This window comes from Variovorax sp. J22G73, assembly GCF_030317035.1.
GTDB lineage: Bacteria > Pseudomonadota > Gammaproteobacteria > Burkholderiales > Burkholderiaceae_C > Variovorax.
Genome location: NZ_JASZYK010000003.1, coordinates 404,964 through 428,365, shown reverse-complemented (window position 1 = coordinate 428,365; position 23,402 = coordinate 404,964). Strand labels below are relative to the sequence as shown.

Genomic DNA, 23,402 nt, shown 5'->3' with positions numbered 1-23,402 from the left:
CGGACCCCCGTCCGGGCGCCGCCCGGAAAGCCGCCCATGACCCGTACCTGCCTCCCCTCTGCTTCCTCTGATTCCTGGGTTTCGCCCAGCGCCCTGCGCACCACGCGGCGGCTCACGCCCGTGGCCATCGCCCTGCTCGGCCTTTGCGCCTCACTGCCCACCGCGTTCGCCCAGCAGGCTCCCGAACCCGCGGCACCGGCCTCCACGGCGGCGCCTTCCGCGGCCCCGGGCACCTCCGTGCCCGCCACGCTGCGCGAAGTGCAGGTGCAAGGCGCGCAGGACAAGACCGGCTTCGGCGCCAACCCCGCCTCCCTGAGCCGCCTGCCGGCCGACCTGCGCGATGCGCCGCAGTCGATCACCGTCATCAACCAGGCCGTGATGCAGTCGCAAGGCGCGACCTCGCTGGCGAGCGCGCTGCGCAACGTGCCGGGCCTGACCATCGGCGGCGCCGAGGGCGGGCAGATCGGCACCAACATCAACCTCAACGGGTTCTCGGCGCGCACCGACATCTACCTGGACGGCGCACGCGACCGCGCGCAGTACTACCGCGACACCTTCGCACTCGAATCGGTCGAGGTGCTGATGGGCCCGTCGTCGATGCTCTTCGGGCGCGGCTCCACCGGCGGCGTGATCAACCAGGTGACCAAGAAGCCGTCGCTCGTGCCCGCGGCGGAGGTGTCGCTGTCGGCCAGCACCACGGGCCTGGTGCGCTCCACCATCGACATCAACCGGCCGCTGTCGGACACCTCGGCCTTTCGCATCGCCGCGATGGGCCAGCAGGGCGACGCGAGCACGCGCGAGCAGACCAGGCTGAAGGACTTCGGGCTGGACGCCTCGCTGAAGTTCGGCATCAACACGCCCACGCAGGTCACGCTGTCGGCGCTGGTGCAGCACAACCGCGACCAGCCCGACTACGGCGTGTCGCCGCTCAACGGCCGTCCGGTGAAGGTCAACCGCGACCTGGCCTACGGCTTCAGCGACGACCGCACCATCTCCGACATCCAGGCCTTCAGCGCGGTGGTGCAGCACAAGCTCACGCCCACCACGTCGATCCGCAACCAGACGCAGTACAACGACGTGACCACCGACGCGCGCGAAACCGCGCCGCAGAGCATCGGCACGATCTCGTCCAAGGGCGTGTTCACGCCGTTTTCGACCGGCACCACCGCCGTGCCCACCGCCGCCTTCTCCAGCCTGCCGCTGGACACGCTGTGGGTGCGCCAGCAAAGCCACGACCGCACCATCCACGACAAGTCGCTGTTCAACCTGACCGAGCTGAACACCAGGTTCGAAACCGGCTCCGTGAAGCACACGCTGCTCGCCGGCCTGGAGCTGGGCCACGACACCTACGACAACCAGGCCTACTACCGCAACGGCACCTGCGCCGGCACCGCGCTGAACGCCGCGGGCGCCACCACCGGCTACGCCACCTGCTCGCCGCTGCTCGCGCCCTACCAGGGCAACACCCCCACCACCGCGCCCACGCTGCCCGGCAACCTGGCCACCGCCAGCGCCACCACGGTGGCCGGCTACGTGAACGACACGCTGGAGCTGACCCCGCAATGGAAACTGGTGGCCGGCGTGCGGCAGGACCACTACCGCGCGAACATCACCAACAGCATCACCAGCGCGACCACGCTGGGCGCCGAGAACCAGACGGTCGACTTCACCAGCGTGCGCGCCGGCGCCATCTGGCAGCCGACGCCCGCGCAGTCGTACTACGTGTCGTACAGCACGTCGTTCAACCCCTCGCTCGAACAGCTGGTGGCCACCACCGGCGGCACGCAGCCGCTGCCGCCGCAGAAGAACAAGGCGTATGAACTCGGCGGCAAGTGGGACATGAACGACGGCAACCTGTCGTTCACGGCCGCCGCCTTCCAGATCACGCAGACCAACGCGCGCTCGCAGAACAGCGACGGCACCTACAGCGCCACCGGCACAGTGCGCGTAAACGGCGCGCGCGCCGGCGTGGCGGGCCGCGTGACCGACAAGCTGCAGCTGTTCGGTGCCTACACGCACCTGGACGCGACCATCATCGACGGCATCGCGCCCGGCACCCTCGGCAAGACGCCGGCCAACACGCCGAAGGACGCGGCCAGCCTGTGGGCCACCTACGCGATTACGCCCGAATGGGAGATCGGCGGGGGCACCACCTACAGCGCCAGGCGCTACGCGAACAACACCGACGTCGTGCAGGTCGGCGGCTACGCGCGGCTCGATGCCATGCTGGCCTACCATCAGCCCAAGTACGACATTCGCCTGAACCTGTTCAACCTGGCGAACCGCCACTACTACGACGCGCTGATTCCCTCGGACGGCGGCCGCGCGGTGCCGGGTTCGGGCCGCGCCGCCACGCTGTCGCTCACCTACCGCCTTTGAGGAGCCTTTGCCATGCTGGTCTGCATTCCCGGTGTCCTGGACCGCGAGGCGCTCGCCGCGGTGCGCGCACGCCTGGACGCGGCCGGCGACGCCTGGGTCGACGGGCGCGTCACCGCGGGCCACCAGGGCGCGCCGGTCAAGTTCAACCAGCAGATCGACGAAGGCTCGGCGGTCGCGCATGAATGCCAGGCCATCGTGGCCGCTGCGCTGGAGCGGCACCCGACCTTCATCAGCGCGGCGCTGCCCAACCTGCTGTACCCGCCCATGTTCAACCGCTACAGCGAAGGCATGCGCTTCGGCCTGCACGTGGACGGCGGCGTGCGCATCGACCCGCGCACGGGCCGCAAGCTGCGCACCGACCTGTCGGCCACGCTCTTCCTGTCGGACGCCGACAGCTACGACGGCGGCGAACTGCAGATGGAAGACACGCACGGCATGCAGACCGTGAAGCTCGCGGCCGGCGACATGGTGCTGTACCCCGCCACCAGCCTGCACCAGGTGACGCCCATCACGCGCGGCGTGCGCGTGGCGTGCTTCTTCTGGGTGCAGAGCCTGGTGCGCGACGCGGGCGACCGCGCCCTGCTGTTCGACATGGACAACGCGATCCAGCGGTTGAACCAGAGCGGCGCCGACGAGTCGGCGCGCCGCACGCTGGTGGGGACTTATCACAACCTGCTTCGCAAGTGGAGCGACACCTAGGCAGATATTTACACTCTCTCCGCTCGCCAAATTCATAACAACCGAGGAGAGAGAACTTGCGTATTCAAACCGCCCGCCTGACGGCCGGCCTGCTGCTGGCGTGCGCCGCTTTCGTGGCGCAAACCAGCACCGCAGCGTCGTCGTCCAACGCTTCCGACACATCCGCCAACGCCGCATCGGCCTCGAACGCCAGCTCGCTCGAAGCCGAGCAGGAGGCCGCATTCAAGGCCGCCAAGGCGGTGCAGAAGGTCGGCCCCACCGACATCGCGCTGCGCGACCAGGCCCACCTGAAGCTGCCCGAAGGCTACGTGTGGGTGCCCACGCCCGCGGCCGCGCAGATCATGCGGGCCATGGGCAACCGCACCGACGACACCTTCCTGGGCGCCATCTTTCCCGCCGACGACGCCGACTGGATGGCCGTGGTCAAGTTCGTGAAAGAGGGCTACATCAAGGACGACGACGCGAAGGACTGGAACGCCGACGACCTGCTCAAGAGCCTGAAGGAAGGGACCGAGGCCGCGAACGAAGAGCGCGCCAAGCGCGGCATTCCGGCCATCGAGGTGATGGGCTGGGCGCAGAAGCCCGAGTACGAGTCGGGCACGCACCGGCTGGTGTGGTCGGCGCTGTCGAAGCGCAAGGGCGGCGCCGACGACAACCAGGGCGTGAACTACAACACCTACGCGCTGGGCCGCGACGGCTACCTGAGCCTGAACCTCATCACCAACGCGCGCGACCTCGACAAGTACAAGCCCGACGCGGCCAAGCTGCTGACCGCGCTGCAGTACGACGACGGCAAGAAGTACGCGGACTTCAACTCCTCCACCGACAAGGTCGCGGCCTACGGCCTGGCCGCGCTGGTGGCCGGCGTGGCGGTGAAGAAGCTGGGGCTGTTCGCGATCATCCTGGCCTTCGCGGCCAAGTTCGCGAAGCTGGCGATCGTGGCGGTGGGCGCCGCGCTGTGGGGCATCGCGAAGATCTTCAAGAAGAAGGAACCCGCCAACGTTCCGGTGGCGACGCCTGTGGAAGCAGCCCCGTTCGCGGCCACGCCCACGAACGACACGCCCGCCGTTAACGAGCCGCCGAAGCCTCCCGCGGCTTGATCCGTCGAAGCCGAAGGGCGCACAGGGAAGGCGCCCGGCTGTGACGTAGGCGACAAGCGCTGCCGCCGAGCTTTGGCACTATCGTGGAATCGCCCGCAGGGGCTCCACGCCAGGCTCAACCCTCGATGACTTCGCCCTTCCCCGCCACCACGTTCCAGCTTTGCGGCCCGCTGCGCCAACCGCGCCAGATGCTGGCCGACCAGAAGTACGACGGCCACAAGTCCATCCACGACGACGCCATGGCCGAGGGCCTCGGCCTGCGGGCCGGGCCCATCGAAGGCCCGACGCATTTCAGCCAGTTCGACCCCCTGCTGTTCGAGCTGTTCGGCCAGGCCTGGTTCGAGACCGGCTGCATCAGCGCGCACTACCAGAACATGGTGGTCGAGGGCGAATCGGTGCGCGCCTTCGTCGAGCGGCCCGCGCCCGGCGCCACCTTCGTGCGCCTGCGCGCGGAGAAGGCCGACGGCACGCCGGTGCTGCAGGGCACGGCCTCGGTAGGCGATGCCTCGGCGCACCCGCACGAGCTTTGCCAGCGCATCGCCAAGCTGCGCCCGCCCACCGGGCTGGTGATCAACCGCGACCTGAAGGTGGGCCAGCGCGGCGCGGTCACCGAGAAGATCCGCATGGGCTTCGACCAGGACATGGGCGAGCACTACCCGTTCACGCTGAACGACAAGCTCAAGGTCATCACCGAGCCCTGCGACTGGTACACGCCCGAAGGCGGCCAGCGCTCGCCGTGGGGCCGCGCCATCATCCCGACCGAGATGATCAGCGTGCTGCTCGGCTCCACCATCGCCGAGGCACAGCTCGGCGGGCGCAAGCCGGCCGTGGGCCTTTTCGCGGGGCAGGAAATCAGCCTGGTGAAGGGCCCGCTCTTCGTCGGCACCGACTACGAGCTGGAGCGCGAGATCGTCGCGCTGAGCGAAAGCGCGCGCACCGAGTCCGTGTGGGTGCGCACCAAGGTCTACGAGCTGCCTTCGCGCACGCTGGTGGCCGAGATGATCCTGAACGGGGCCACCATGAAGGCCTCGTACCCGCACTACGAAGCCGAGGCGAAGGCACTGGAGGGGAACCTGTGATGAGCCAACCCACCAGCATCGACACCGGCACTCCCCATCTCCTGGCCACGCTCGACGAGGGCGTGCTCACGCTGACCCTGAACCGGCCCGAGGCGCGCAACGCGATGTCGCTCGCCATGAACCAGGCGCTCGAGGCGCAGCTGGCCGCCGCCGAGCTCGACACCCGGGTGCGCTGCATCGTGCTCACCGGCGCGGGCAAGGGCTTCTGCGCGGGCGGCGACGTCAAGGGCATGGCCGCGTCGGGCGACGGCACCGTGGGCGCGCTGACCATCGACCAGGCCATTCACCGCCAGCGCGCCAACCAGCGCGGCACCGCGGGTCGGCTGTTCAAGATGCCCAAGCCGACCCTCGCCGCCTTGCCCGGGCCCGCTGCCGGCGCCGGGCTGTCGCTGGCGCTCGCATGCGACCTGCGCGTGATGGCCAGCACCGCGATCATGACCACGGCCTTCGCGCGCGTCGGCTTTTCGGGCGACTACGGCGGCACTTATTTCATGACGCAGCTGGTCGGCGCGGCCAAGGCCCGCGAGCTCTACCTGCTGTCGCCGCGCGTGAGCGCGGAAGAGGCGCTGAAGCTGGGCCTGGCCAACTGGGTGTGCGCGCCCGAAGAGCTGGCCGAGCGCACCGCGCAGATCGCGCGCACCCTGGCCGCCGGCCCGACCGTGGCCTACCGCTACATGAAGGAAAACCTGAACCGCGCCATGGCCGGCGACGTGGACGACTGCCTCGACCTCGAGGCGACGCACCACGTGCACTGCGGCCAGACCGAAGACCACCGCGAAGCCAGCCGGGCCTTCGTCGAGAAGCGCGAGCCCGTGTTCCAGGGGCGCTGAAGCAGCGCTGTTCACGGCGGCCCCGCGCGCATCCGTTTTCCTCCACTCATTCCTTATCCATCGAGGCAGACCTTCATGAAGACCCGCATCACCGAGCTGTTCGGCATCGAGCATCCCATCATCCAGGGCGGCATGCACTACGTCGGCTTCGCCGAAATGGCGGCCGCCGTGTCCAACGCAGGCGGCCTGGGCATCATCACGGGCCTCACGCAGCGCACGCCCGAGTTGCTCGCGCAGGAAATCGCGCGCTGCCGCGAAATGACCGACAAGCCCTTCGGCGTGAACCTCACCTTCTTGCCGACCGTGAGTTCGCCCGACTACCCGGGCTACATCCGCGCCATCCTCGACGGCGGCATCAAGGCGGTGGAAACCGCGGGCAACAACCCGCAGAAGTGGCTGCCCGCGCTGCACGAGGCCGGCGTGAAGGTGATCCACAAGTGCACCTCGGTGCGCCACGCGCTGAAGGCCGAGTCCATCGGCTGCGACGCCGTGAGCGTCGACGGCTTCGAGTGCGGCGGCCACCCGGGCGAAGACGACGTGCCCAACTTCATCCTGCTGCCGCGCGCGGCCGACGAGCTGAAGATTCCGTTCGTCGCCTCCGGCGGCATGGCCGATGGCCGCTCGCTGGTGGCCGCGCTCGCGCTCGGCGCCGAAGGCATGAACATGGGCACGCGCTTCATCGCAACGCAAGAGGCACCGGTGCACGAGAACGTCAAGCAGGCCATCGTGGCCGCGAGCGAGCTCGACACGCGCCTGGTGATGCGCCCGCTGCGCAACACCGAGCGGGTGCTGAAGAACGCGGCGGTGGAGCGCCTGATCGAGAAAGAGCGCACGCTGGGCGCGGCGCTGAAGTTCGAGGACATCCTCGACGAGGTGGCGGGCGTGTACCCGAAGATCATGCGCGAGGGCGCGATGGACGCCGGCGCGTGGTCGTGCGGCATGGTGGCCGGGCTGATCCACGACGTGCCGACGGTGAAGCAGCTGATCGACCGGATCATGCGCGAGGCCGAGGAAATCATCGGGCAGCGGCTGGCGCGCTTCGCTGCGCGCTGAACCCGGGCGGGCTGCCCGTGCATCCACGGGGTGCACGCAACGGATAAGGCATTCTGATGAATCGGCCTTGAAGAATTGATTTTCCTTCGGCCGGCGCTTTCACTGTAATCAGGGGTGTTCCACCTCTTTTCACAGAAACAGCGCATGACCCAGAACATCGAGACGCAGGCCCTGATCGTCGGCGCCGGACCGGTCGGCCTGGCGCTGGCCATCGACCTCGCGCAGCGGGGCATCGGCGTGCTCGTGGCCGAGACGCGCCACCGCGGCGAAGCGCCGAGCGTCAAGTGCAATCACGTCTCGGCCCGCACCATGGAGATCTTCAGGCGCCTGGGCGTCTCGAAGGCGCTGCGCGAGACGGGCCTGCCGGCCGACCACGCCAACGACGTGTCGTACCGCACCAGCTTCACCGGCGAAGAACTCTCGCGCATCCACATTCCCTCGCGCGCCACGCGCTACACCGACAAGAGCGGCCCCGATGGCTGGTGGCCCACTCCCGAGCCGCCGCACCGCATCAACCAGATCTACCTGGAGCCGGTGCTCTTCGCGCATGCCGAGGCGACGCCGGGCGTCACCATTCTCAGCCGCACGCGCATCGACGAGTTCACGCAGGACGCGCAGGGCGTGCGCGCCCGGGGCATCGACCTCGACACGGGCGAGGAGATCCACGTCCGCTGCCAGTACCTGGTGGGCTGCGACGGCGGCCGCTCGGCCGTGCGCAAGGCCATCGGCGCGAAGCTCTCCGGCACCGACGTGGTGGGGCGCGTGCAGTCGACCTACTTCCGCGCGCCCGACCTGCTCGCGCGCACCGGCCATGCGCCGGCGTGGGCCACCTTTTCGCTCAACCCGCGGCGCAGCGGCAACGTGTATGCCATCGACGGGCGCGAGACCTTCCTGCTGCACAACTACCTGCGCTCGGACGAGCTGGCCTTCGACTCGGTCGACCGCGACTGGGCCATTCGCACCATCCTCGGCGTGGGCGACGACTTCAGCTACGAGATCATCTCGAAGGAAGACTGGGTCGGCCGCCGGCTGGTGGCCGACAGGTTTCGCGACCGCCGCGTGTTCATCTGCGGCGACGCGTCGCACCTGTGGGTGCCGATGGCGGGCTACGGCATGAACGCCGGCATCGCCGACGCGATGAACCTGTCGTGGCAACTGGCCGCGCGGCTGAATGGCTGGGCCGGGGAAGGCGTGCTGGCCGCCTACGAAGCCGAGCGCCAGCCGATCACCGAGCAGGTGTCCAGCTTTGCGATGAACCACGCCATCGCCCTGCAGAAGGAGCGCGAGGGCGTGCCCGCCGGCATCGAGGCGCCCGGCCCCGCGGGCGAGCAGGCCCGCCGGGCGGCCGGGCAGGCGCTGTACGACCTCAACGTCAAGCAGTACTGCTGCGCGGGGCTGAACTTCGGCTACTACTACGACGCCTCTCCACTGATCGCCTACGACGAGGAGCAGGCCCCCGCGTACTCGATGGACGGGTTCACCCCGTCCACCGTGCCCGGCTGCCGCACGCCGCACTTCTGGCTGGACGACGGGCGCTCCCTGTATGACGCGATGGGGCCCGAGTACACGCTGCTGCGCTTCGATCCGCAGGCCGATGCCGGCGCGCTGCTGGAGGCGGCCGCGCGCCGGGGAATGCCTCTCGCGGTGCTCGACGTGCAGGCCCGGGCCGTGCCCGATGCCTACCGCCACGCGCTGCTGCTTTCGCGGCCGGACCAGCATGTCGCATGGCGCGGCGACCGCGTGCCCGGCGATGCGTTGGCCCTGATCGACAGGCTGACCGGCAAGCTGAACAACGTGGATAACTTGGATAGCTTGGACAAACTGGGCACGCCCGCCTAGTCACATGGAAAGACCCCGATGGACACAGAAGCCAAGCTCCGCAAAGACCTCGCCGCCTGCTACCGGTTGTTCGACTGGCTCGGCTGGACGGAACTCATCTTCAACCACATCACGGTGCGGGTGCCGGGCGCCGAGGGCGGCAAGCCCGCATACCTGATCAACCCCTTCGGCCTGCACTACGCGGAGGTCACGCCCGAGAACCTGGTGTGCATCGACGTCGACGGCAGCCCCCGCATCGACAGCCCCGGCAACCCAGGCAACACCGGACAGGTGAACCGCGCGGGCTTCGTGATCCACAGCGCGATCCATTCGGCGCGGGCCGATGCCCACTGCATCATGCATGTGCACACCACCGCGGGCTGCGCGGTGGCGTCGAAGGAATCGGGCCTGCGCCACGACAACTTCTACAGCGCCATGCTGTACGACGACCTGGCGTACCACGACTACGAAGGCGTGACGACCAACCTCGACGAGCAGCCGCGGCTCGTGAAGTCGCTGGGCAGCCGCAACCACCTCATCCTGCGCAACCATGGGCTGCTGGTGGTCGGCCCCGACATTCCGACCGCCTTCAACCGGCTGTGGGTGATGCAGCGCGCCTGCGAGATCCAGCTCGCGTCGGATGCGGGCAGCGGGCCGAACCGGGCCATTCCCGAATCCATCCTGCGCACCGTGCCGCAGACGCGTGTCGCGGGCAAGGGCGAGGTGCATCGGCTCATCTTCGACACCATGCTGCGGCGTGCCGGCATCGGCACCTGAGCGCCGCCCGCACGACACGACAACGGCGACAGCGACGACCACAACAACAACCAACGGAGACAACCGTGCGCCACCTGCCTCTTCGAAGACTCCTGTGCGCCGTCGGGCTCGCCGGCGCGGCCCTGGGTGCGCAGGCCCAGGCCTTTCCCTCGAGGCCGGTCACGGTCATCGCGCCCTTCGCGGCCGGCGGATCGGCCGACGGCGTCGCGCGCGTCGTGGCACGCGAACTGGGGCAGGTGCTGGGCCAGCCCGTGATCGTGGACAACAAGCCCGGCGCCGGCGGCGCGACCGGCCTGATGCTGGTGGCCAAGGCCAACCCCGACGGCTACACCCTCGGCATGGGTGCCGCGGGCGCGATCGTCATCGGCCCCCACCTGCCCGACGCGCCCGCGCTCAACCCGCAGAAGCAGCTGCAGCCGCTGGCGAAGGTGGCCGACATTTCGCTGGTGCTGGTGGCAGGGTCCGGTTCGGCCTCTGGGTCTGGCTCGGGTGCTGGCTACGCCACGCTACAGGCACTGCTCGATGCCGCCAAGACCACCGAAGTGCCCACGGGCAATTCCGGCCAGTACACCGCCCACCACCTGGCGGCCGAACTGCTGGCCAGCACCACCAAGACCCGGCTGCCCGCCGTGCCCTACCGCGGCAGCGCGCCGGCCGTGAGCGACGTCATCGGCGGCCAGGTGCCCGTCGCGTTCGTGGACCTCACCTCGGTGGCGGGCCACCTGAAGGCCGGCACGGTGAAGGCGCTGGGCGTGACCAGCGCGGGCCGCTCGAAGCTGGCGCCGGACATCCCGAGCATCGGCGAGACCGTGCCCGGCTACGCGGCACCGGCATGGCTAGGCATGTTCGCGCCGAAGGGCCTGCCGCCGGAGGTGAGCGACAAGCTCGCGGCGGGCCTGCGCACCGTGCTGGAAAAGCCCGAGGTGCAGGCGCAGATCCTCACGCTGTCGGCCGAGCCCGCCTACCTCGGGCCGAAGCCCTTCGCGGGCTTCATCGACGCGGAGTCGCGGCGCTGGGCCGCCGTGATCTCGCGGCTGCCCGGGCAGCCGCAGAAGTGACCGGCCGCCGCAGCGCCACCACGCCCTCACCGCCCCGACGCCATCCATGGCCGCAGCTCGCTCGCCGAGCGCCATCGCGAACACCCCACCCAGTGCCACTTCACGCACTTCACGCACTTCACGCACTTCACGGAGACCACCATGTCCCATTTCACCCGGCGCCTGCTGATGGCCTGCGGCCTGTCCATGGTTGCCCTGGCGGCCGCCTCGCATGCCCAGGCCCAGCCGATCCCGCCCCTGGTCAAGCTCGTGGTGCCCTACCCGCCCGGTGGCAGCGTCGACCAGCTGGCGCGGTTGATCACGCAGCCGCTGCAGGAGCTGCTCAAGACCTCGGTGGTGGTCGACAACAAGCCCGGCGCGGGCGGGCGCATTGCGGCGTCGCAGCTCAAGCGCGCGCCCGCGGACGGCAGCGTGATCCTCATCGCGCCCAATGCGCTGACCACCATCCAGTCGCTCGTGTACGCGGGGCAGACCGACTACAAGGTGATGGAAGACTTCATTCCCCTGGCGCGGCTCGCCAGCTATCCGATGGGGCTCGCGGTGCCGGGCACCAGCAGCATCAAGACCGCGCCCGAACTGGTCGCCGCGATGAAGGCCGCGCCGAACCCGAACTTCGGAACCTCCGGCGCCGGCGGACTCGCGCACTTCGCGGGCCTGGAGTTCGGCAAGACGACCGGGCTCGAATGGACGCACATCGCCTTCAAGGGCGGCGCGCCGCTGGTCACCGACCTGATCGGCGGGCACCTGCAGGCGGCCATCGACACGCTGGTCGACCAGATCGAGCACCAGCGCGCCGGCAAGATCCGCGTGCTCGGCATCTTCAGCGACAAGCGCTACGTGCTGGCACCCGAGATTCCCACGCTGGCCGAGCAGGGCATCCGCATGGCGCCGGTGGAGGGCTGGTTCGGCGCGTTCCTGCCCGCGAAGACGCCCCCCGCCGTGGTCGCGCAGATCGAGCAGGCGCTGGCCAAGGTCATGGCCGATCCGGAGGTGCAGGCGAAGCTGGCCAAGCTGGTGCTGCAGCCCGCCTACCTGAAGTCGAGCGACTTCACGCGGCTGCAGGCGGCTGAGCTGGCGCAGTGGGCGCCGGTCGTGAGGGATTCCGGCTTCAAGCCTGACTGACGCGGTTGCGCAGGCCGGTGCTGGCACCGGTATTGGCATCGGTGCGCCCGCGCTGCCCCGCGATGGCGCCTTGCGGCGCCTCAGTCCATCGTCGCGCCGGAGGCCTTCACCACCGCGCCCCAGCGCGCGGTCTCCGACTTGATGTACGCGGCAAGTTGCTGCGGCGACATCGTGGCCGCCTCGACCCCTTCGGACGCCAGGCGCGACTGGATCTCGGGCTGCTTCATCACCTTGTCGAGCGCGGCCGCATACTTCGCGACCAGCTCCGGCGGCGTGCCGGCCGGCGCGACCAGGCTCTGCCAGGCCACCGCCTGGAACTCGCCCATACCGGCGGCACCCGACTCGGCCAGCGTCGCCACCTCGGGCATCGCCGACTGGCGCCTGGCCGACGTCACGCCCAGCGCCCGCAGCCGGCCGGTTCGCACATGGGCCAGGGCCGGGGGAATGTCGCTGAACATCAACTGGATCTGCCCGCCGAGCAGGTCCGTCATGGCCAGCGCGCTGCCGCGGTAGGGCACATGCGTCAGGTCGGCGCCGGTGGCCGACTTGAACATTTCCACGGCCAGGTGCTGGGGGCTGCCGTTGCCCGCGGAGCCGTAGCTCCACTTGCCCGCCTGCGCCTTCGACAGCGCGACCAGCTCCGCCACGGAGCGCACCGGCACCGACGCGTTCACCACCGCCACCAGCGGCACCGAGCCGATCATGCCGATGGGCGCGAAGTCCTTGGCCGGGTCGTAGCCCAGGCGCTTGTAGAGCCAGGGGTTGATGGCCAGCGTGGTGCTCGTGGCCACGAGCAAGGTGCGGCCGTCCGCGGGCGCGTGCGCGACGTAGGCCGCACCCAGCCCGCTGCCCGCGCCGGGCCTGTTGTCCACGACGATGGTGCCGCCCAGCAGCGGCGCCATCTCCCGGGCCAGGATGCGCCCGAGCAGGTCGGTGGTGCCGCCCGGCGCGTAGGGAACCACGAGCGTGACGGGCTTGTCGCCCTGGGCCCATGCATGGGCCGCGGCCGTGGCGGCCGCCATGGCCGCGGCCGCCCGCAGGATCGCGTTGCGTCTGTTCATTGTTTGTCTCCGTTGCAGCCCGCGTTCGATGCAGGGGTCTGCAGGTTTGTGTTTTCAGGGAATGTTCTTGATTAGAGTCCAGGGCATGTTTTCTGAAAAATGAATCCTTCCATGACGATTCATAAGCAACCCTTATCTTCCTTTCCCTCGGTGCGGCAGTTGCGCGCCTTCGTGGCGGTCTACCACGCGGGCAGCGTGTCGGCCGCCGCGCAGGAGCTCGCGCTCACCCAGCCGGCGGTCACCATGCTGCTGCGCGAGCTGGAGGGCAAGCTCGGGCTGAACCTGTTCGACCGCCACACGCGCGCCATCCACCGCACCGACGCCGCCACCCGCGCCATCGGGTACGCGCAGCGGGCCCTGGCGGAAATGGAGGGGCTGACGACATCGATGAGCGAGCTTGCGGGCCTGCATGCCGGCCGCGTGCGCGTGGTGGCCACCGCCGCCGTGGCGCAGGCCATGCTGCCGCCCGCGATGCGCAGGTTTCTGGACCGCCACCCTGGCGTGAGCCTGGAGATCGAAGAGGTCGGCCCCGCCGATTTCGTCCACGCCATCGAGACCAGCCATGTCGACTTCGGCATCGGAACGCTGGAGGCGCCCGTGGCCGGCCTGCGCGAGGAGGTGCTGATCCGCGAAACCCTGGTGGCCGCGGCGCTCCCCTCGCCCGCCTTCGCGGGCGGTGTTCCGATGACGTGGAAGCAGCTGAGCGCGCTGCCGCTGGTCACGGTGCGCTCGGGCTACGGCATCAGGGGCCGCATCGAGGCGGCCGCGCGCGAAGCTGGCGTGGAACTCAAGATCGCGCACGAGGTCTCGCTGCTCGCCACCGCGGTGGCGCTGGCGGCGAACGGGCTCGGCGTGGTGGTGGTGCCGCCGTCCATCGTGGCGCCCGAGAAGCGGTTGGTCACGCAACGGCTCATGCGCCCGACCATCGAGCGGGTGATCGGCGTGCACCTGCGGCGCGAGCGGTCGTTGTCGCCGGCGGCGGAAGCGTTTCTGCAGGTGCTCAAGCAGGGGGAGGCGCAGGGCGTCTGAGCGCCAGGTGCGCATAAAGGCGCACGTACAGGCGCGCGTACAGATGCGCGTACAGGCGCAGGCACCACGTCATGCCTTGCGTTGCCGCTTGCCTCCCGCTGCCGCGGCCTTGCGCGAGGCCGGCTGCGCATCGATCAACGCCAGCGTGCGTGCAGACGGCGGCGTCTCCAGCACGCCTTGCAGCGTGTCCATCACGTTGGAGATCGCATAGCGGCTCGCCCAGAAGCGGCTGCCGTCCTCGCTGTCCTTCGACGACTCCCAGGCCGCCCACACCGCGTTGCCGTAGATGTTGCCCGCCAGCGTGAGCCGTTGCGCGAGGATGGGCTCGGGAATGTCGGGCAGCAGCTGCGCCAAGTGCGCGAAGCAGCGCTTGTAGCCGGTGTTCCATTTGTCCGCGAGCGCCTCTCGAAGGAACGCGCGGTTGTTGAGCTGCAGGTTCGCGATCATGCGGATGTACGTGGCCTGGCCGGTGCGCTCCGACAGCTCCAGCAGTGGCAGCGTCAGCGCATCCATCACGCTGGGCAGCGTGAGGTTGCCCTCGCGCTCCAGCGTGTCGAGCATGGCCTGGCGTATCTCGTCGACGATGCGCGCGCCGTCCACCACCAGCTCGCGCGCCAGCTCCAGCTTGTTGCCGAAGTAGTAGCGCAGCGACGCGTTGTTGCGCTGCTCCGCGGCCGAGACGATGTCCTGCACCGACACGCCGTCGATGCCGCGCAGCGCGAACAGCCGCTGCGCTTCTTCCTTCAGTCGCGCACGTGTCTCGATGCCGTCCGCGCGCAGGGTTTTTACCGATAGGACCATGAGTTTATCGAGTTAACTTAACTAACCGACTTCGGTTAACTATACGAAAAGCAGGTGTCCAGATGAAGATTCTCATTGTGGGTGGCGGCATTGGTGGACTGACGACCGCGCTGGCGTTGCGGCATCACGGCATCGACGCGATTGTGCTGGAGCGCGCCGCGCAGATGGCCGAGATCGGCGCCGGCGTGCAGATCGCGGCCAACGGCACGCTGGTGCTGCGAGAGCTCGGCCTGGAGCCCGCGCTGGCCAGGGTGGCCACGGTGCCCGAGCGCTACGACTACCGCGACCTGCACACCGGCCGCCTGCTCTACCTGGCGCCGCTGGGCGCAGAGGCGGCGCTGCGCTACGGCGCGCTCATGTACAACGTGCACCGCGCCGACCTGGTCGAGCTGCTCTTCAACGCGCTGCCGCCGGGCACGGTGCGCCTGGGGGCCGAATGCGCCTCCATTTCGCAGGACGCCAGGGGCGCGCGCGTGGTGCTCAAGACCGGCGAGGTCTTCGAGGGCGACGCGGTGATCGGCGCCGACGGCATCCACTCGGCGGTGCGCACGGCCTTGCGTGGCCCCGAGGAAAAGCAGTTCGCCAACATCCTCATGTGGCGCGCGCTGATTCCGGCCGCGCGGCTCGAAGGCTTGGCGCTGCCGGTGGCCGGCAACAACTGGTTCGGCCTGGGGCGCAACGTGATCTCGTACTGGGTGCGCAAGGATCTGTACAGCATCCTCGCCGCCGTGCCCGCCACCGAGGTGCGGCGCGAGTCGTGGACCGAGAGCGGCGACATCGGCGAGATGCTCGACTCCTTCCGTGGCAGCGAGCCGACGGTGCAGCACATGCTCGAGCAGGTGGACTCCAGCTTCATCACGGGCATGTACTACCGCGACCCCATCGAGCACTGGACCACCGGGCGCATCACGCTGCTGGGCGACGCGGCGCACGCCATGGTGCCCTACCTGGCGCAGGGCGCATGCCAGTCCATCGAGGACGCATGGGTGCTGGCAACGTGCCTGCACCGCCACGGCGGCAACGCGGTGGAAGCCGCGCTGCTCGAGTACGAACGCCGCCGTCAGCCGCGCACCACGCGCATCCAGGCCGGCGCGCGCTTCGCGGTGAAGCAGTCGCACGAGCCCGACGAGGAATCGGTGCGCCACCGCAACGGGCGCTGGCGCGGGCTGTCGCGCATCGATCCGCTCGCCGAGACGTCGTGGGCCTTCGCGTGGGGCCACGACATCCTCGAAGCGGCCAAGCTGCCGGCCGGCGAGGTGGTGGGCCTGAGCGCCGCGCGCGAAGGCAAGCGCATGGCGCGGCCCGAAAGCCAGCGCGCCTTCGACATGTGGAAAGGCGCCATCGGCTCGGAAGACATCGCGCGCGGCCATCGGGGCCAGCGCGCGGCCTACGAGCGCTTCATGGGCACGCACTTTCCCGCACCCGCGTCGCTGGGCGTCACGCCGGTCGAGCTCAACGGCGTGCCGGCACTGCGCGTGGACGGCGGCGCGCCGCAGCCGGCCGGCTCGGTCGTGCTGCACTTCCATGGCGGTGCCTACGTGATGGGGTCGGCCGCGAGCTCGACCGAGTACGCCGGGCGGCTGTCCGCGGCGCTGGGCGGCGACTGCTACACGGTCGACTACCGGCTCGCACCCGAGCACCCCTACCCCGCCGCCATCGACGACGCGTTCCAGGCCTACCGCGGCCTGCTCGCCCGCGGCGTGGCCGCATCGCGCATCGTGCTGAGCGGGGAGTCTTCCGGCGGCGGGTTGGCGCTGGCGCTGGCGTTGGGGCTGAAGCGCGCCGGGCTGCCACAGCCGGCCGGCGTGATCGCGATCTGCCCCTTCACCGACCTCACGCTGTCGGGGCCGTCGGTGCGGCGGCATTCGGGCGACGATCCGGCGGCGCACCGCGACTCGCTCACGCAGCTCGCAGCGTCGTACTTCCAGGGGCACGAGCCCACCGACCCCATGGTGTCGCCGCTGTTCGGCGACATGCGCGGCCTGCCGCCGCTCTTCCTGGGCGCGGTGCAGGGCGAAGTGCTCGAGAGCGACACGACCCGCTTCGTGGAAGCGGCGCGCGCCGCCGGCGTGGCCGTGCGCTTCGAACTCGTGCCCGATTCGGTCCACGTGTTCACGCTGTTCCCCTTCCTTCCGGAGGCGCAGCGCACGCTGGCCGAGGCCGGCCACTGGGCGCGTGGCCTGCGCGCATCGGCCGAACAGAAGGAGGCCGCATGAGCACGCAACGCCACGCCGTCTTCATCCGACGCGGGCAACGTCCCGCCTTCGCGAAAGCCTTGTGCGCGGCGGCGTGCGCGATGACGCTGGGCACATCCGTGGCCACGGCCGCGCCGGGCATCTCGGACCAGGTCGTGAAGGTGGGCGTGCTCACCGACATGAACAGCATCTTTTCCGAGCTCGGCGGGCGCGGCTCGGTGGTGGCCACGCAGATGGCCATCGACGACTTCAAGCGCGAGGCCAAGCCCGCGTTCGCCATCGAGATGGTCTCGGCCGACCACCAGAACAAGGCCGACATCGGCGCCAACAAGGCACGCGAATGGTTCGACACGCAGCACGTCGACATCGTGGTGGACGCCATCAACTCGGCCGTGGCGCTGGCGGTGTCGAACGTGGCGCGGGAGAAGAAGCGCCTGCTGTTCGCCACCGGGCCCGGCTCGATGCGCCTGACCAACGAAGAATGCTCACCCTACACCGTGAGCTACACCTGGGACGCCTACGCCACCTCGCGCCCCACAGTGGCGGCGCTGACCAAGGCGGGCACCGACAGCTGGTACTTCATTACCGTGGACTACGCGCTCGGCCAGTCCATCGAGCAGGAGGCCGCAGCCGCCATCACGGCGGCGGGGGGCAAGGTGATCGGCAGTGCGCGGCACCCGCTGAGCACGTCGGACTTCTCGTCCTTCGTGCTGCAGGCGCAGGCCTCGAAGGCCAAGGGCGTGGCCATCGCCAACGCGGGCGGCGACCTGATCAACGCCGTGAAGGCCGCGCGCGAATTCGGGCTCGCCAAGACGCAGACCATCGTGCCGCTGAGCGGTACCCTCAACGACGTGCAGGCCATGGGGCTGGCCGCCGCCCAGGGCATGGTGCTGACCGACGCCTTCTACTGGAACCTCAACGCACAGACGCGCGAGTGGAGCCGGCGCTTCTTCGACAAGCAGAAGAAGATGCCCAACCTCATCCATGCCGGCACCTACTCGGCGGTGAGCAACTACCTCAAGGCCGTGCAGGCCGCGGGCACCGACGACGCGGACGCGGTGATGAAGCAGATGAAGTCGGTGCGCATCAACGACATGTTCGCGGCCAACGGCCACATTCGCGACGACGGCCGCATGGTGCACGACATGCTGCTCGTTCAGGTCAAGAAGCCGTCGGAGTCGAAGGAGCCCTGGGACTTCTACAACGTCAAGGCCGTGGTGCCGGGCGACCAGGCGTTCCAGCCGCTCGCGGAATCCCGCTGCAACCTGGTGAAGAAGCCCTGAGCCAGGCCGGCCACGGACGCACCAGGCAAGCGAAAAATCCAGCACGAAAGCCACCCCTCGGCCTACCTCTTTTCGGGTATTCCAAGCGCCGCGATCGCGCCCTAGACTGGCCGCTCGATCCTTCGTCCATGCGGACACCTGAGGGGATTGTTCGCCCGCCTCGCGCGGGCATTTTTTTGCACGCCACCCGCCGCGCACCAGCCCTGCCATCGCCTCGTACCATCGGCGCATGAGCACAGATTCGAAACACGAAGGCCCGAAGATGGTCGACATCGGCGTCAACTTCCACGCGTCGCAAATGGCGTCGATCACCACGTCCCTGCTGGCGCGCGCGCAAGCGGCGGGCGTGGCGCAGATCCTGGCCACGGGCACCTCGCTCGCGTCCAGCCACCTTGCCCTCGAGCTCGCCAGGGCGCACCCCGGTGTGGTCTTCGCGACCGCGGGCGTTCATCCGCACGACGCGAAGTCGTTCGACGCGTACACCTTCCGCGCACTGGCCGAGCTGTGGAAGCACCCCGAAGTGGTGGCGGTCGGCGAGTGCGGGCTCGACTACAACCGCAACTTCTCCACGCCCGAGGCGCAGCGCGCGGCATTCGGGCAGCAACTGTCGATGGCCGTGCAGGCGGGCAAGCCGCTCTTTCTCCACTGCCGCGACGCCTTCGCCGATTTCCACGACATGCTCGCGCCCGTGGTGGCCGACGGCGCGCGCGGGGTGGTGCATTGCTTCACCGGCGACCGCGCGGAGGCTGAAGCCTTCCTGGCGATGGGGCTCGACATCGGCATCACCGGCTGGGTGACCGACCTTCAACGCGGCCAGGCACTTCGCGAGGCCGTGCCGCACTTGCCGCTCGACAGGCTGCACCTTGAAACCGACGCGCCCTACCTGTTCCCCAAGAACGCCGGCAGCCGCCGCGGACACAACGAGCCGGCGAACCTGCGCTGGGTTGCCGCGGGCGTCGCAGCGCTCATGCAGCGCGAGGTCGATGAGATCGTGCAGGCCTGCAGCGCCAACAGCCGGCGCATGTTCGGGCTTCACGCCTGAGTGCATCGCTGGTGGAGAGCGCGCGGCAACGGCTTTTACGGTGCCGATTCAATGCGCTAAAAATTAGAACAATACAGACGGAATATTGATCCAAAGCGATTGGTTTCCGGGGCTAATCTCGCAACGATCCGACCAACACAGGATCGTTCATGCGCCCCCACCTGACACCCGCCCTCGCCCTTCTTTCCCGCGTGCATGACCGCATGGCCGCATGCGCCGCGGCCACGCTTGCCGCGCTGGCCTTGCTGCTGTCGAGCCCCGCGGCGCAGGCCCAGGCCAAGCCGCTGAAGCCCGTGACCATCGCGCTGGGCACGCAGGTCGTCAACGTCACCTACCCCTGGCTCACGCTGCCCATCGCGCTGGGCTACTGGAAGGACGAGGGCTACGACGTCAAGATCGTCACCACCGGCGGATCGCTGCAGGGCATCCAGCAGATGGTGGCGGGCGGCGTCGACTTCGCGCAAGTCAACTCCACCGGCCTCATCCAGGCGAACACCGAAAACAACGTCGCCGTGCGCGGGCTCATGGGCACCGGCGTGATCGACTGGGGCGTGGGCGTGCCGCAGGACAGCCCCGTGAAGACGGTGGCCGACCTGAAGGGCAAGAAGATCGGCATCTTCAGCCTGGGCACAGGCGGCATGCCGCTGCTGAAGGGCTACCTGCGCGCCAACGGCGTCAACCCCGACACCGAGGTGCAGATCATCGCCACCGGTGCCGGCGCGCCGGCGCTCGAGGCGCTGCGCACGGGCCGCGTGCAGGCGCTGATGTTCTGGGGCTCCGCGCTCACCGGCTTCCAGAACGCGGGCGCGAACATGCGCGTGCTGTTCGACCCGGCGTGGCACTCGCTGCCCGACTTCACCTTCGCCACCATGCAGAAGACCATCGACGCCGACCCGGCGATGGTCGAGGCCATCGCGCGCGGCGCGGCCAAGGCCACGCTGTTCGCGCAGACCGACCCCGAGTGCACGCGCCAGATCCACTGGAAGCACTTTCCCGGCGGCAAGCCCACGGGCACCGACGAGGCCACGCTCGCCAAGTGGGACCTCGCGCTGCTGCAGACGCAGCTGGAGACGATGGCCGACGCCCAGGCCATGAACGGCGGCAAGCTGATCGGCGCCATGAGCCCCGCCGCCTACGGCCGCATGCAGGACGTGATGCTGAAAGACGGGCTCATCAAGCGCACGCTGCCGCCCGAGTCGATGCTCTACCTGAAGCCCGGCTTCGTGGAGGCCATCAACCGCTTCGACCACAACGCCGTCGTCGAGGCCGCCAAGGCCTGCAAGGGGCTGTGACATGACACCCGAGCAATTCGTGGCGGGCCTGCCCAAGGCCGAACTGCACATGCACATCGAAGGCTCCATCGAGCCCGCGCTGTTCCTGCGGCTGGCCCGGCGCAACGGCGTGGCGATCCGCTGGCAGACCGAGGAAGAGCTGCGCGCGGCCTACAGCTTCACCGACCTGCAGGATTTTCTGGACCTGTACTACGACGGCTGCCGCGTGCTGGTGCAGCCGCAAGATTTCCACGACGTGACGCGCGACTACCTGCGCCGCGCGCAGGCCGACCGCGTGCTGCATGCGGAGATGTTCCTCGGCGTGCAGGGCCACACCAGCCGCGGCGTGCCGCTGGCCACGGCAATGGAAGGCGTGCTGGGCGCCATGGAGGCCGCGCGCGCCGAAGACGCCATCAGCTCGGGCCTGATCGTCGTGGTGCAGCGCCACCGCAGCGAGGACGAGGCGCTCGCGCTGCTCGACGCGTTGCGCCCCTGGTACGACCGGCTGCTGGGCTTCGGCCTCGGCGGCGCGGAGGTGGGCAACCCGCCTTCGAAGTTCACCGAGTTCTTCCGCCGTTGCCGCGAGCGCGGCTTCAAGGTGGTGGCGCATGCGGGCGAGGAAGGCCCGGCCGCCTACGTGCGCGAGGCCGTCGAACTGCTGCAGGTGCAGCGGCTGGACCACGGCAACGCCTGCCTCGACGACCCCGCGCTGGTCGCGCAGCTGGCGCAGGCGCGCATTCCGCTCACGGTGTGTCCGCTGTCCAACCTCAAGCTGCGCCTGGTGCCTTCGATGGCCGAGCACCCGCTGCGCAGGCTGATGGACGCGGGCCTGTGCGTGACCGTCAACTCCGACGACCCCTCTTACTTCGGTGGCTACGTCAACGACAACTACCTCGCGTGCCAGCAGGCGCTCGGCCTGGGCCGCGACGACCTGGTGGCCCTGGCGCGCAACAGCTTCGAGGCGGCCTTCATCTCGCCGCAGCAACGCGCCGCGGCGCTTCGCGCCATCGACGCGTGGGTCGCGCACTGCACCGAGCAGGCCACGGCATGAGCGCGCTCGTTCAGTTCCCCACGAGGCACACGACGCTGCACGAGGCCTCGGGCGGCGTTCCGGCGTTTCGCTTCGAAGGCCTGCACAAGACCTTCCGCTCTAAGGACGGGGCCGACGTGGTCGCGCTGCACGACGTGAGCTTCAGCGTCGCGCGTGGCGAGTTCGTCACCGTGGTCGGGCCGAGCGGCTGCGGCAAGAGCACCCTGCTGCGCATCCTGGCCGGGCTGGAGCGCGCGAGCCGCGGCACGGTCGAGCTCGGCGGGCGGCGCCACAGCGGGCCCAGCCGCGACATCGGCGTGGTGTTCCAGGCGCCCGTGCTGCTGCCGTGGCGCAACATTCTCGACAACGTGCTGGTGCCCGCGCAGATCCAGCGGCGCGACCCCGCGGTCGCGCGCGAGCGCGCCCTGCACTACCTGCACCTGGTGGGGCTGGCAGGCTTCGAGACCAAGTACCCGCGCGAGCTGTCCGGCGGCATGCAGCAGCGCGTGGGCATTGCGCGCGCGCTGGTCAACGACCCGATGCTGCTGCTGATGGACGAGCCCTTCGGCGCGCTCGACGCCATGACGCGCGAGACCATGAACGTCGAGCTGCTGAAGCTGCGCGAACGCACGGGCGCCACGATCATGCTCGTGACGCACAGCATTCCGGAGGCGGTGTTCCTCGGCGACCGCGTGGTCGTCATGTCGCCCCGGCCCGGGCGCGTCACGCAGGTGATCGACGTCGACCTGCCCGCCACCCGCACGCTGGAGCTGATCAACACCGAGCGCTTCGGCAGCCATGTGCGCGACATCCGCGCCAACCTGAATGCCAGTGGAGGGCTCGACGGATGAACGCCGCGAACAACATCCTCAACGACAACATCGCAACCCCCGTGAACACCGAGGGCAACGACCTCGCGCCGCCCGCGCCCTGGCTCACGCCCTTGCGGCGCAAGGCGCTCACCGTGGCCGTCTTCGTGGCCGTGGTGGCCGCGTGGCAGCTGGTGGTGAGCGCGCTGGGCGTCTCGCACCTGATCTTTCCGGGGCCGGTGGGCGTGGCGCGCTCGGTGTACGAGGTGTTCCAGTCCGGCGAGGTGTGGCCGCACCTGTGGGTCACGCTCTACGAGATCCTCGCGGGCTTCGCGCTCGGCGCGTTCGCCGGCTTTGTGCTGGGCGCGCTGATCGGGCAGAGCGCCCTGCTCGAACTGGTGCTCTACCCGTACGTGGTCGCGTTCCAGACCGTGCCCAAGGTGGCGGTGGCGCCGCTGTTCGTGCTGTGGTTCGGCTTCGACACCACGTCGAAGGTGGTGATCACCGCGACCATCGTGTTCTTCCCCGTGCTCGCCAACACCATCGTGGGGCTGCGCTCGGCGCCCCGGGAACAGATCGACCTGATGCATGCCTTCACCGCCTCGGGCTGGCACGTATTCCGCATGGTGCGGCTGCCGCATGCGCTGCCCTATGTGTTCGCGGGGCTGGACATCGGCATCGTGCTGGCCGTGATCGGCGCCATCGTCGGCGAATTCGTGGGCGCGCAGGCCGGCCTGGGCTACCTCATCCTGCAGCGCAACTTCTCGATGGATGCGGCGGGCATGTTCGCCATCCTGATCGTTCTGTCGGCCATCGGCATCGTGCTGCACGGCGTGGTGAAGGCCATCGCGCGGCGCGTGGTGTTCTGGGCGGACGCGTTCACCGACCTCTCCCGCGGCACATGAAGCCGCCACACCTCACCACACCCCACACACCAAACCCACGCCACACCCACGAAGGAGCAAC

20 protein-coding genes are annotated in these 23,402 nt (G+C 69.4%); 18 read left to right on the top strand and 2 right to left on the bottom strand.

Features of this window, described 5'->3' with window-relative positions:
* The first annotated feature begins 36 nt into the window (after positions 1 to 36).
* The 10 genes from QTI51_RS14595 (at position 37) to QTI51_RS14550 (ending at position 11,915) form a co-directional block, all read left to right on the top strand.
* Positions 37 to 2,379 (top strand): TonB-dependent receptor, encoded by a 2,343-nt coding sequence (locus tag QTI51_RS14595; RefSeq protein ID WP_286514646.1) that lies wholly within the window; start codon positions 37 to 39, stop codon positions 2,377 to 2,379.
* A 12-nt stretch (positions 2,380 to 2,391) separates the two neighbouring features.
* Positions 2,392 to 3,078 carry a Fe2+-dependent dioxygenase gene (locus tag QTI51_RS14590; RefSeq protein WP_286514644.1) on the top strand — a complete coding sequence of 229 codons (687 nt, stop codon included), beginning with the start codon at positions 2,392 to 2,394 and terminating at the stop codon, positions 3,076 to 3,078.
* Between the two features lie 56 nt (positions 3,079 to 3,134).
* Entirely contained in the window at positions 3,135 to 4,178 is a 1,044-nt protein-coding gene (locus tag QTI51_RS14585; RefSeq protein WP_286514642.1) for a DUF2167 domain-containing protein, read from the top strand.
* 125 nt (positions 4,179 to 4,303) lie between these two features.
* Positions 4,304 to 5,257: a hypothetical protein gene (locus QTI51_RS14580; RefSeq protein WP_286514639.1), complete on the top strand. Its 954-nt coding sequence runs from the start codon at positions 4,304 to 4,306 to the stop codon at positions 5,255 to 5,257.
* Complete coding sequence (locus tag QTI51_RS14575) at positions 5,257 to 6,087, top strand: enoyl-CoA hydratase (protein ID WP_286514636.1); 831 nt, start codon at positions 5,257 to 5,259, stop codon at positions 6,085 to 6,087. The genes QTI51_RS14580 and QTI51_RS14575 overlap by 1 nt, the downstream gene beginning before the upstream one ends.
* Before the next feature lie 75 nt (positions 6,088 to 6,162).
* Positions 6,163 to 7,140: an NAD(P)H-dependent flavin oxidoreductase gene (locus QTI51_RS14570; RefSeq protein ID WP_286514634.1), complete on the top strand. Its 978-nt coding sequence runs from the start codon at positions 6,163 to 6,165 to the stop codon at positions 7,138 to 7,140.
* Positions 7,141 to 7,284: 144 nt separating this feature from the next.
* On the top strand, positions 7,285 to 8,979 hold the full coding sequence (locus QTI51_RS14565; protein WP_286514632.1) for an FAD-dependent oxidoreductase: 1,695 nt from the start codon (positions 7,285 to 7,287) through the stop codon (positions 8,977 to 8,979).
* Positions 8,980 to 8,997: 18 nt separating this feature from the next.
* Entirely contained in the window at positions 8,998 to 9,735 is a 738-nt protein-coding gene (locus QTI51_RS14560; protein ID WP_286514630.1) for a class II aldolase/adducin family protein, read from the top strand.
* Positions 9,736 to 9,800: 65 nt separating this feature from the next.
* On the top strand, positions 9,801 to 10,793 hold the full coding sequence (locus QTI51_RS14555) for a Bug family tripartite tricarboxylate transporter substrate binding protein (protein ID WP_286514628.1): 993 nt from the start codon (positions 9,801 to 9,803) through the stop codon (positions 10,791 to 10,793).
* Between the two features lie 141 nt (positions 10,794 to 10,934).
* Positions 10,935 to 11,915: a Bug family tripartite tricarboxylate transporter substrate binding protein gene (locus QTI51_RS14550; RefSeq protein WP_286514626.1), complete on the top strand. Its 981-nt coding sequence runs from the start codon at positions 10,935 to 10,937 to the stop codon at positions 11,913 to 11,915.
* Positions 11,916 to 11,995: 80 nt separating this feature from the next.
* Here QTI51_RS14550 and QTI51_RS14545 read toward each other — a convergent pair whose 3' ends face one another.
* Positions 11,996 to 12,976 (bottom strand): Bug family tripartite tricarboxylate transporter substrate binding protein, encoded by a 981-nt coding sequence (locus QTI51_RS14545; RefSeq protein WP_286514624.1) that lies wholly within the window; start codon positions 12,974 to 12,976, stop codon positions 11,996 to 11,998.
* A 111-nt stretch (positions 12,977 to 13,087) separates the two neighbouring features.
* On the opposite strand from QTI51_RS14545, the gene QTI51_RS14540 reads away from it, so the two are divergent.
* Positions 13,088 to 14,005 carry a LysR family transcriptional regulator gene (locus tag QTI51_RS14540; protein ID WP_286514622.1) on the top strand — a complete coding sequence of 306 codons (918 nt, stop codon included), beginning with the start codon at positions 13,088 to 13,090 and terminating at the stop codon, positions 14,003 to 14,005.
* 69 nt (positions 14,006 to 14,074) lie between these two features.
* Here the strand turns inward: QTI51_RS14540 and QTI51_RS14535 are convergent, their stop codons facing one another.
* Entirely contained in the window at positions 14,075 to 14,806 is a 732-nt protein-coding gene (locus tag QTI51_RS14535) for a TetR/AcrR family transcriptional regulator (protein WP_286514620.1), read from the bottom strand.
* 62 nt (positions 14,807 to 14,868) lie between these two features.
* Here QTI51_RS14535 and QTI51_RS14530 point away from each other — a divergent pair, with 62 nt between their 5' ends.
* The 7 genes from QTI51_RS14530 (at position 14,869) to QTI51_RS14500 (ending at position 23,341) form a co-directional block, all read left to right on the top strand.
* Positions 14,869 to 17,022 carry an alpha/beta hydrolase fold domain-containing protein gene (locus QTI51_RS14530; RefSeq protein WP_286514618.1) on the top strand — a complete coding sequence of 718 codons (2,154 nt, stop codon included), beginning with the start codon at positions 14,869 to 14,871 and terminating at the stop codon, positions 17,020 to 17,022.
* On the top strand, positions 17,019 to 18,284 hold the full coding sequence (locus QTI51_RS14525; RefSeq protein ID WP_286514615.1) for an ABC transporter substrate-binding protein: 1,266 nt from the start codon (positions 17,019 to 17,021) through the stop codon (positions 18,282 to 18,284). The genes QTI51_RS14530 and QTI51_RS14525 overlap by 4 nt, the downstream gene beginning before the upstream one ends.
* 229 nt (positions 18,285 to 18,513) lie before the next feature.
* Positions 18,514 to 19,326: a TatD family hydrolase gene (locus tag QTI51_RS14520; RefSeq protein WP_286514613.1), complete on the top strand. Its 813-nt coding sequence runs from the start codon at positions 18,514 to 18,516 to the stop codon at positions 19,324 to 19,326.
* Positions 19,327 to 19,475: 149 nt separating this feature from the next.
* On the top strand, positions 19,476 to 20,618 hold the full coding sequence (locus tag QTI51_RS14515; RefSeq protein WP_286514611.1) for an ABC transporter substrate-binding protein: 1,143 nt from the start codon (positions 19,476 to 19,478) through the stop codon (positions 20,616 to 20,618).
* Between the two features lies 1 nt (position 20,619).
* Positions 20,620 to 21,648, top strand: a complete 1,029-nt coding sequence (locus QTI51_RS14510) for an adenosine deaminase (protein WP_286514607.1) — start codon at positions 20,620 to 20,622, stop codon at positions 21,646 to 21,648.
* Positions 21,645 to 22,478 carry an ABC transporter ATP-binding protein gene (locus QTI51_RS14505; RefSeq protein ID WP_286514605.1) on the top strand — a complete coding sequence of 278 codons (834 nt, stop codon included), beginning with the start codon at positions 21,645 to 21,647 and terminating at the stop codon, positions 22,476 to 22,478. Before QTI51_RS14510 ends, QTI51_RS14505 begins: the two co-directional genes overlap by 4 nt.
* Positions 22,475 to 23,341, top strand: coding sequence for an ABC transporter permease (locus QTI51_RS14500; RefSeq protein WP_286514603.1), 867 nt, complete (start codon positions 22,475 to 22,477; stop codon positions 23,339 to 23,341). Before QTI51_RS14505 ends, QTI51_RS14500 begins: the two co-directional genes overlap by 4 nt.
* Positions 23,342 to 23,402: the final 61 nt, after the last annotated feature.

What these genes read in the sequence shown, in the direction of transcription:
- QTI51_RS14520 (WP_286514613.1), top strand. Translation starts at nt 18,514, where the DNA reads ATGAGCACAGATTCGAAACACGAAGGCCCGAAGATGGTCGACATCGGC.
- QTI51_RS14505 (WP_286514605.1), top strand. Translation starts at nt 21,645, where the DNA reads ATGAGCGCGCTCGTTCAGTTCCCCACGAGGCACACGACGCTGCACGAG.
- QTI51_RS14550 (WP_286514626.1), top strand. Translation starts at nt 10,935, where the DNA reads ATGTCCCATTTCACCCGGCGCCTGCTGATGGCCTGCGGCCTGTCCATG.
- QTI51_RS14540 (WP_286514622.1), top strand. Translation starts at nt 13,088, where the DNA reads ATGACGATTCATAAGCAACCCTTATCTTCCTTTCCCTCGGTGCGGCAG.
- QTI51_RS14545 (WP_286514624.1), bottom strand. Translation starts at nt 12,976, where the DNA reads ATGAACAGACGCAACGCGATCCTGCGGGCGGCCGCGGCCATGGCGGCC.
- QTI51_RS14515 (WP_286514611.1), top strand. Translation starts at nt 19,476, where the DNA reads ATGCGCCCCCACCTGACACCCGCCCTCGCCCTTCTTTCCCGCGTGCAT.
- QTI51_RS14565 (WP_286514632.1), top strand. Translation starts at nt 7,285, where the DNA reads ATGACCCAGAACATCGAGACGCAGGCCCTGATCGTCGGCGCCGGACCG.
- QTI51_RS14580 (WP_286514639.1), top strand. Translation starts at nt 4,304, where the DNA reads ATGACTTCGCCCTTCCCCGCCACCACGTTCCAGCTTTGCGGCCCGCTG.
- QTI51_RS14575 (WP_286514636.1), top strand. Translation starts at nt 5,257, where the DNA reads ATGAGCCAACCCACCAGCATCGACACCGGCACTCCCCATCTCCTGGCC.
- QTI51_RS14500 (WP_286514603.1), top strand. Translation starts at nt 22,475, where the DNA reads ATGAACGCCGCGAACAACATCCTCAACGACAACATCGCAACCCCCGTG.
- QTI51_RS14595 (WP_286514646.1), top strand. Translation starts at nt 37, where the DNA reads ATGACCCGTACCTGCCTCCCCTCTGCTTCCTCTGATTCCTGGGTTTCG.
- QTI51_RS14530 (WP_286514618.1), top strand. Translation starts at nt 14,869, where the DNA reads ATGAAGATTCTCATTGTGGGTGGCGGCATTGGTGGACTGACGACCGCG.
- QTI51_RS14510 (WP_286514607.1), top strand. Translation starts at nt 20,620, where the DNA reads ATGACACCCGAGCAATTCGTGGCGGGCCTGCCCAAGGCCGAACTGCAC.
- QTI51_RS14590 (WP_286514644.1), top strand. Translation starts at nt 2,392, where the DNA reads ATGCTGGTCTGCATTCCCGGTGTCCTGGACCGCGAGGCGCTCGCCGCG.
- QTI51_RS14525 (WP_286514615.1), top strand. Translation starts at nt 17,019, where the DNA reads ATGAGCACGCAACGCCACGCCGTCTTCATCCGACGCGGGCAACGTCCC.
- QTI51_RS14570 (WP_286514634.1), top strand. Translation starts at nt 6,163, where the DNA reads ATGAAGACCCGCATCACCGAGCTGTTCGGCATCGAGCATCCCATCATC.
- QTI51_RS14560 (WP_286514630.1), top strand. Translation starts at nt 8,998, where the DNA reads ATGGACACAGAAGCCAAGCTCCGCAAAGACCTCGCCGCCTGCTACCGG.
- QTI51_RS14535 (WP_286514620.1), bottom strand. Translation starts at nt 14,806, where the DNA reads ATGGTCCTATCGGTAAAAACCCTGCGCGCGGACGGCATCGAGACACGT.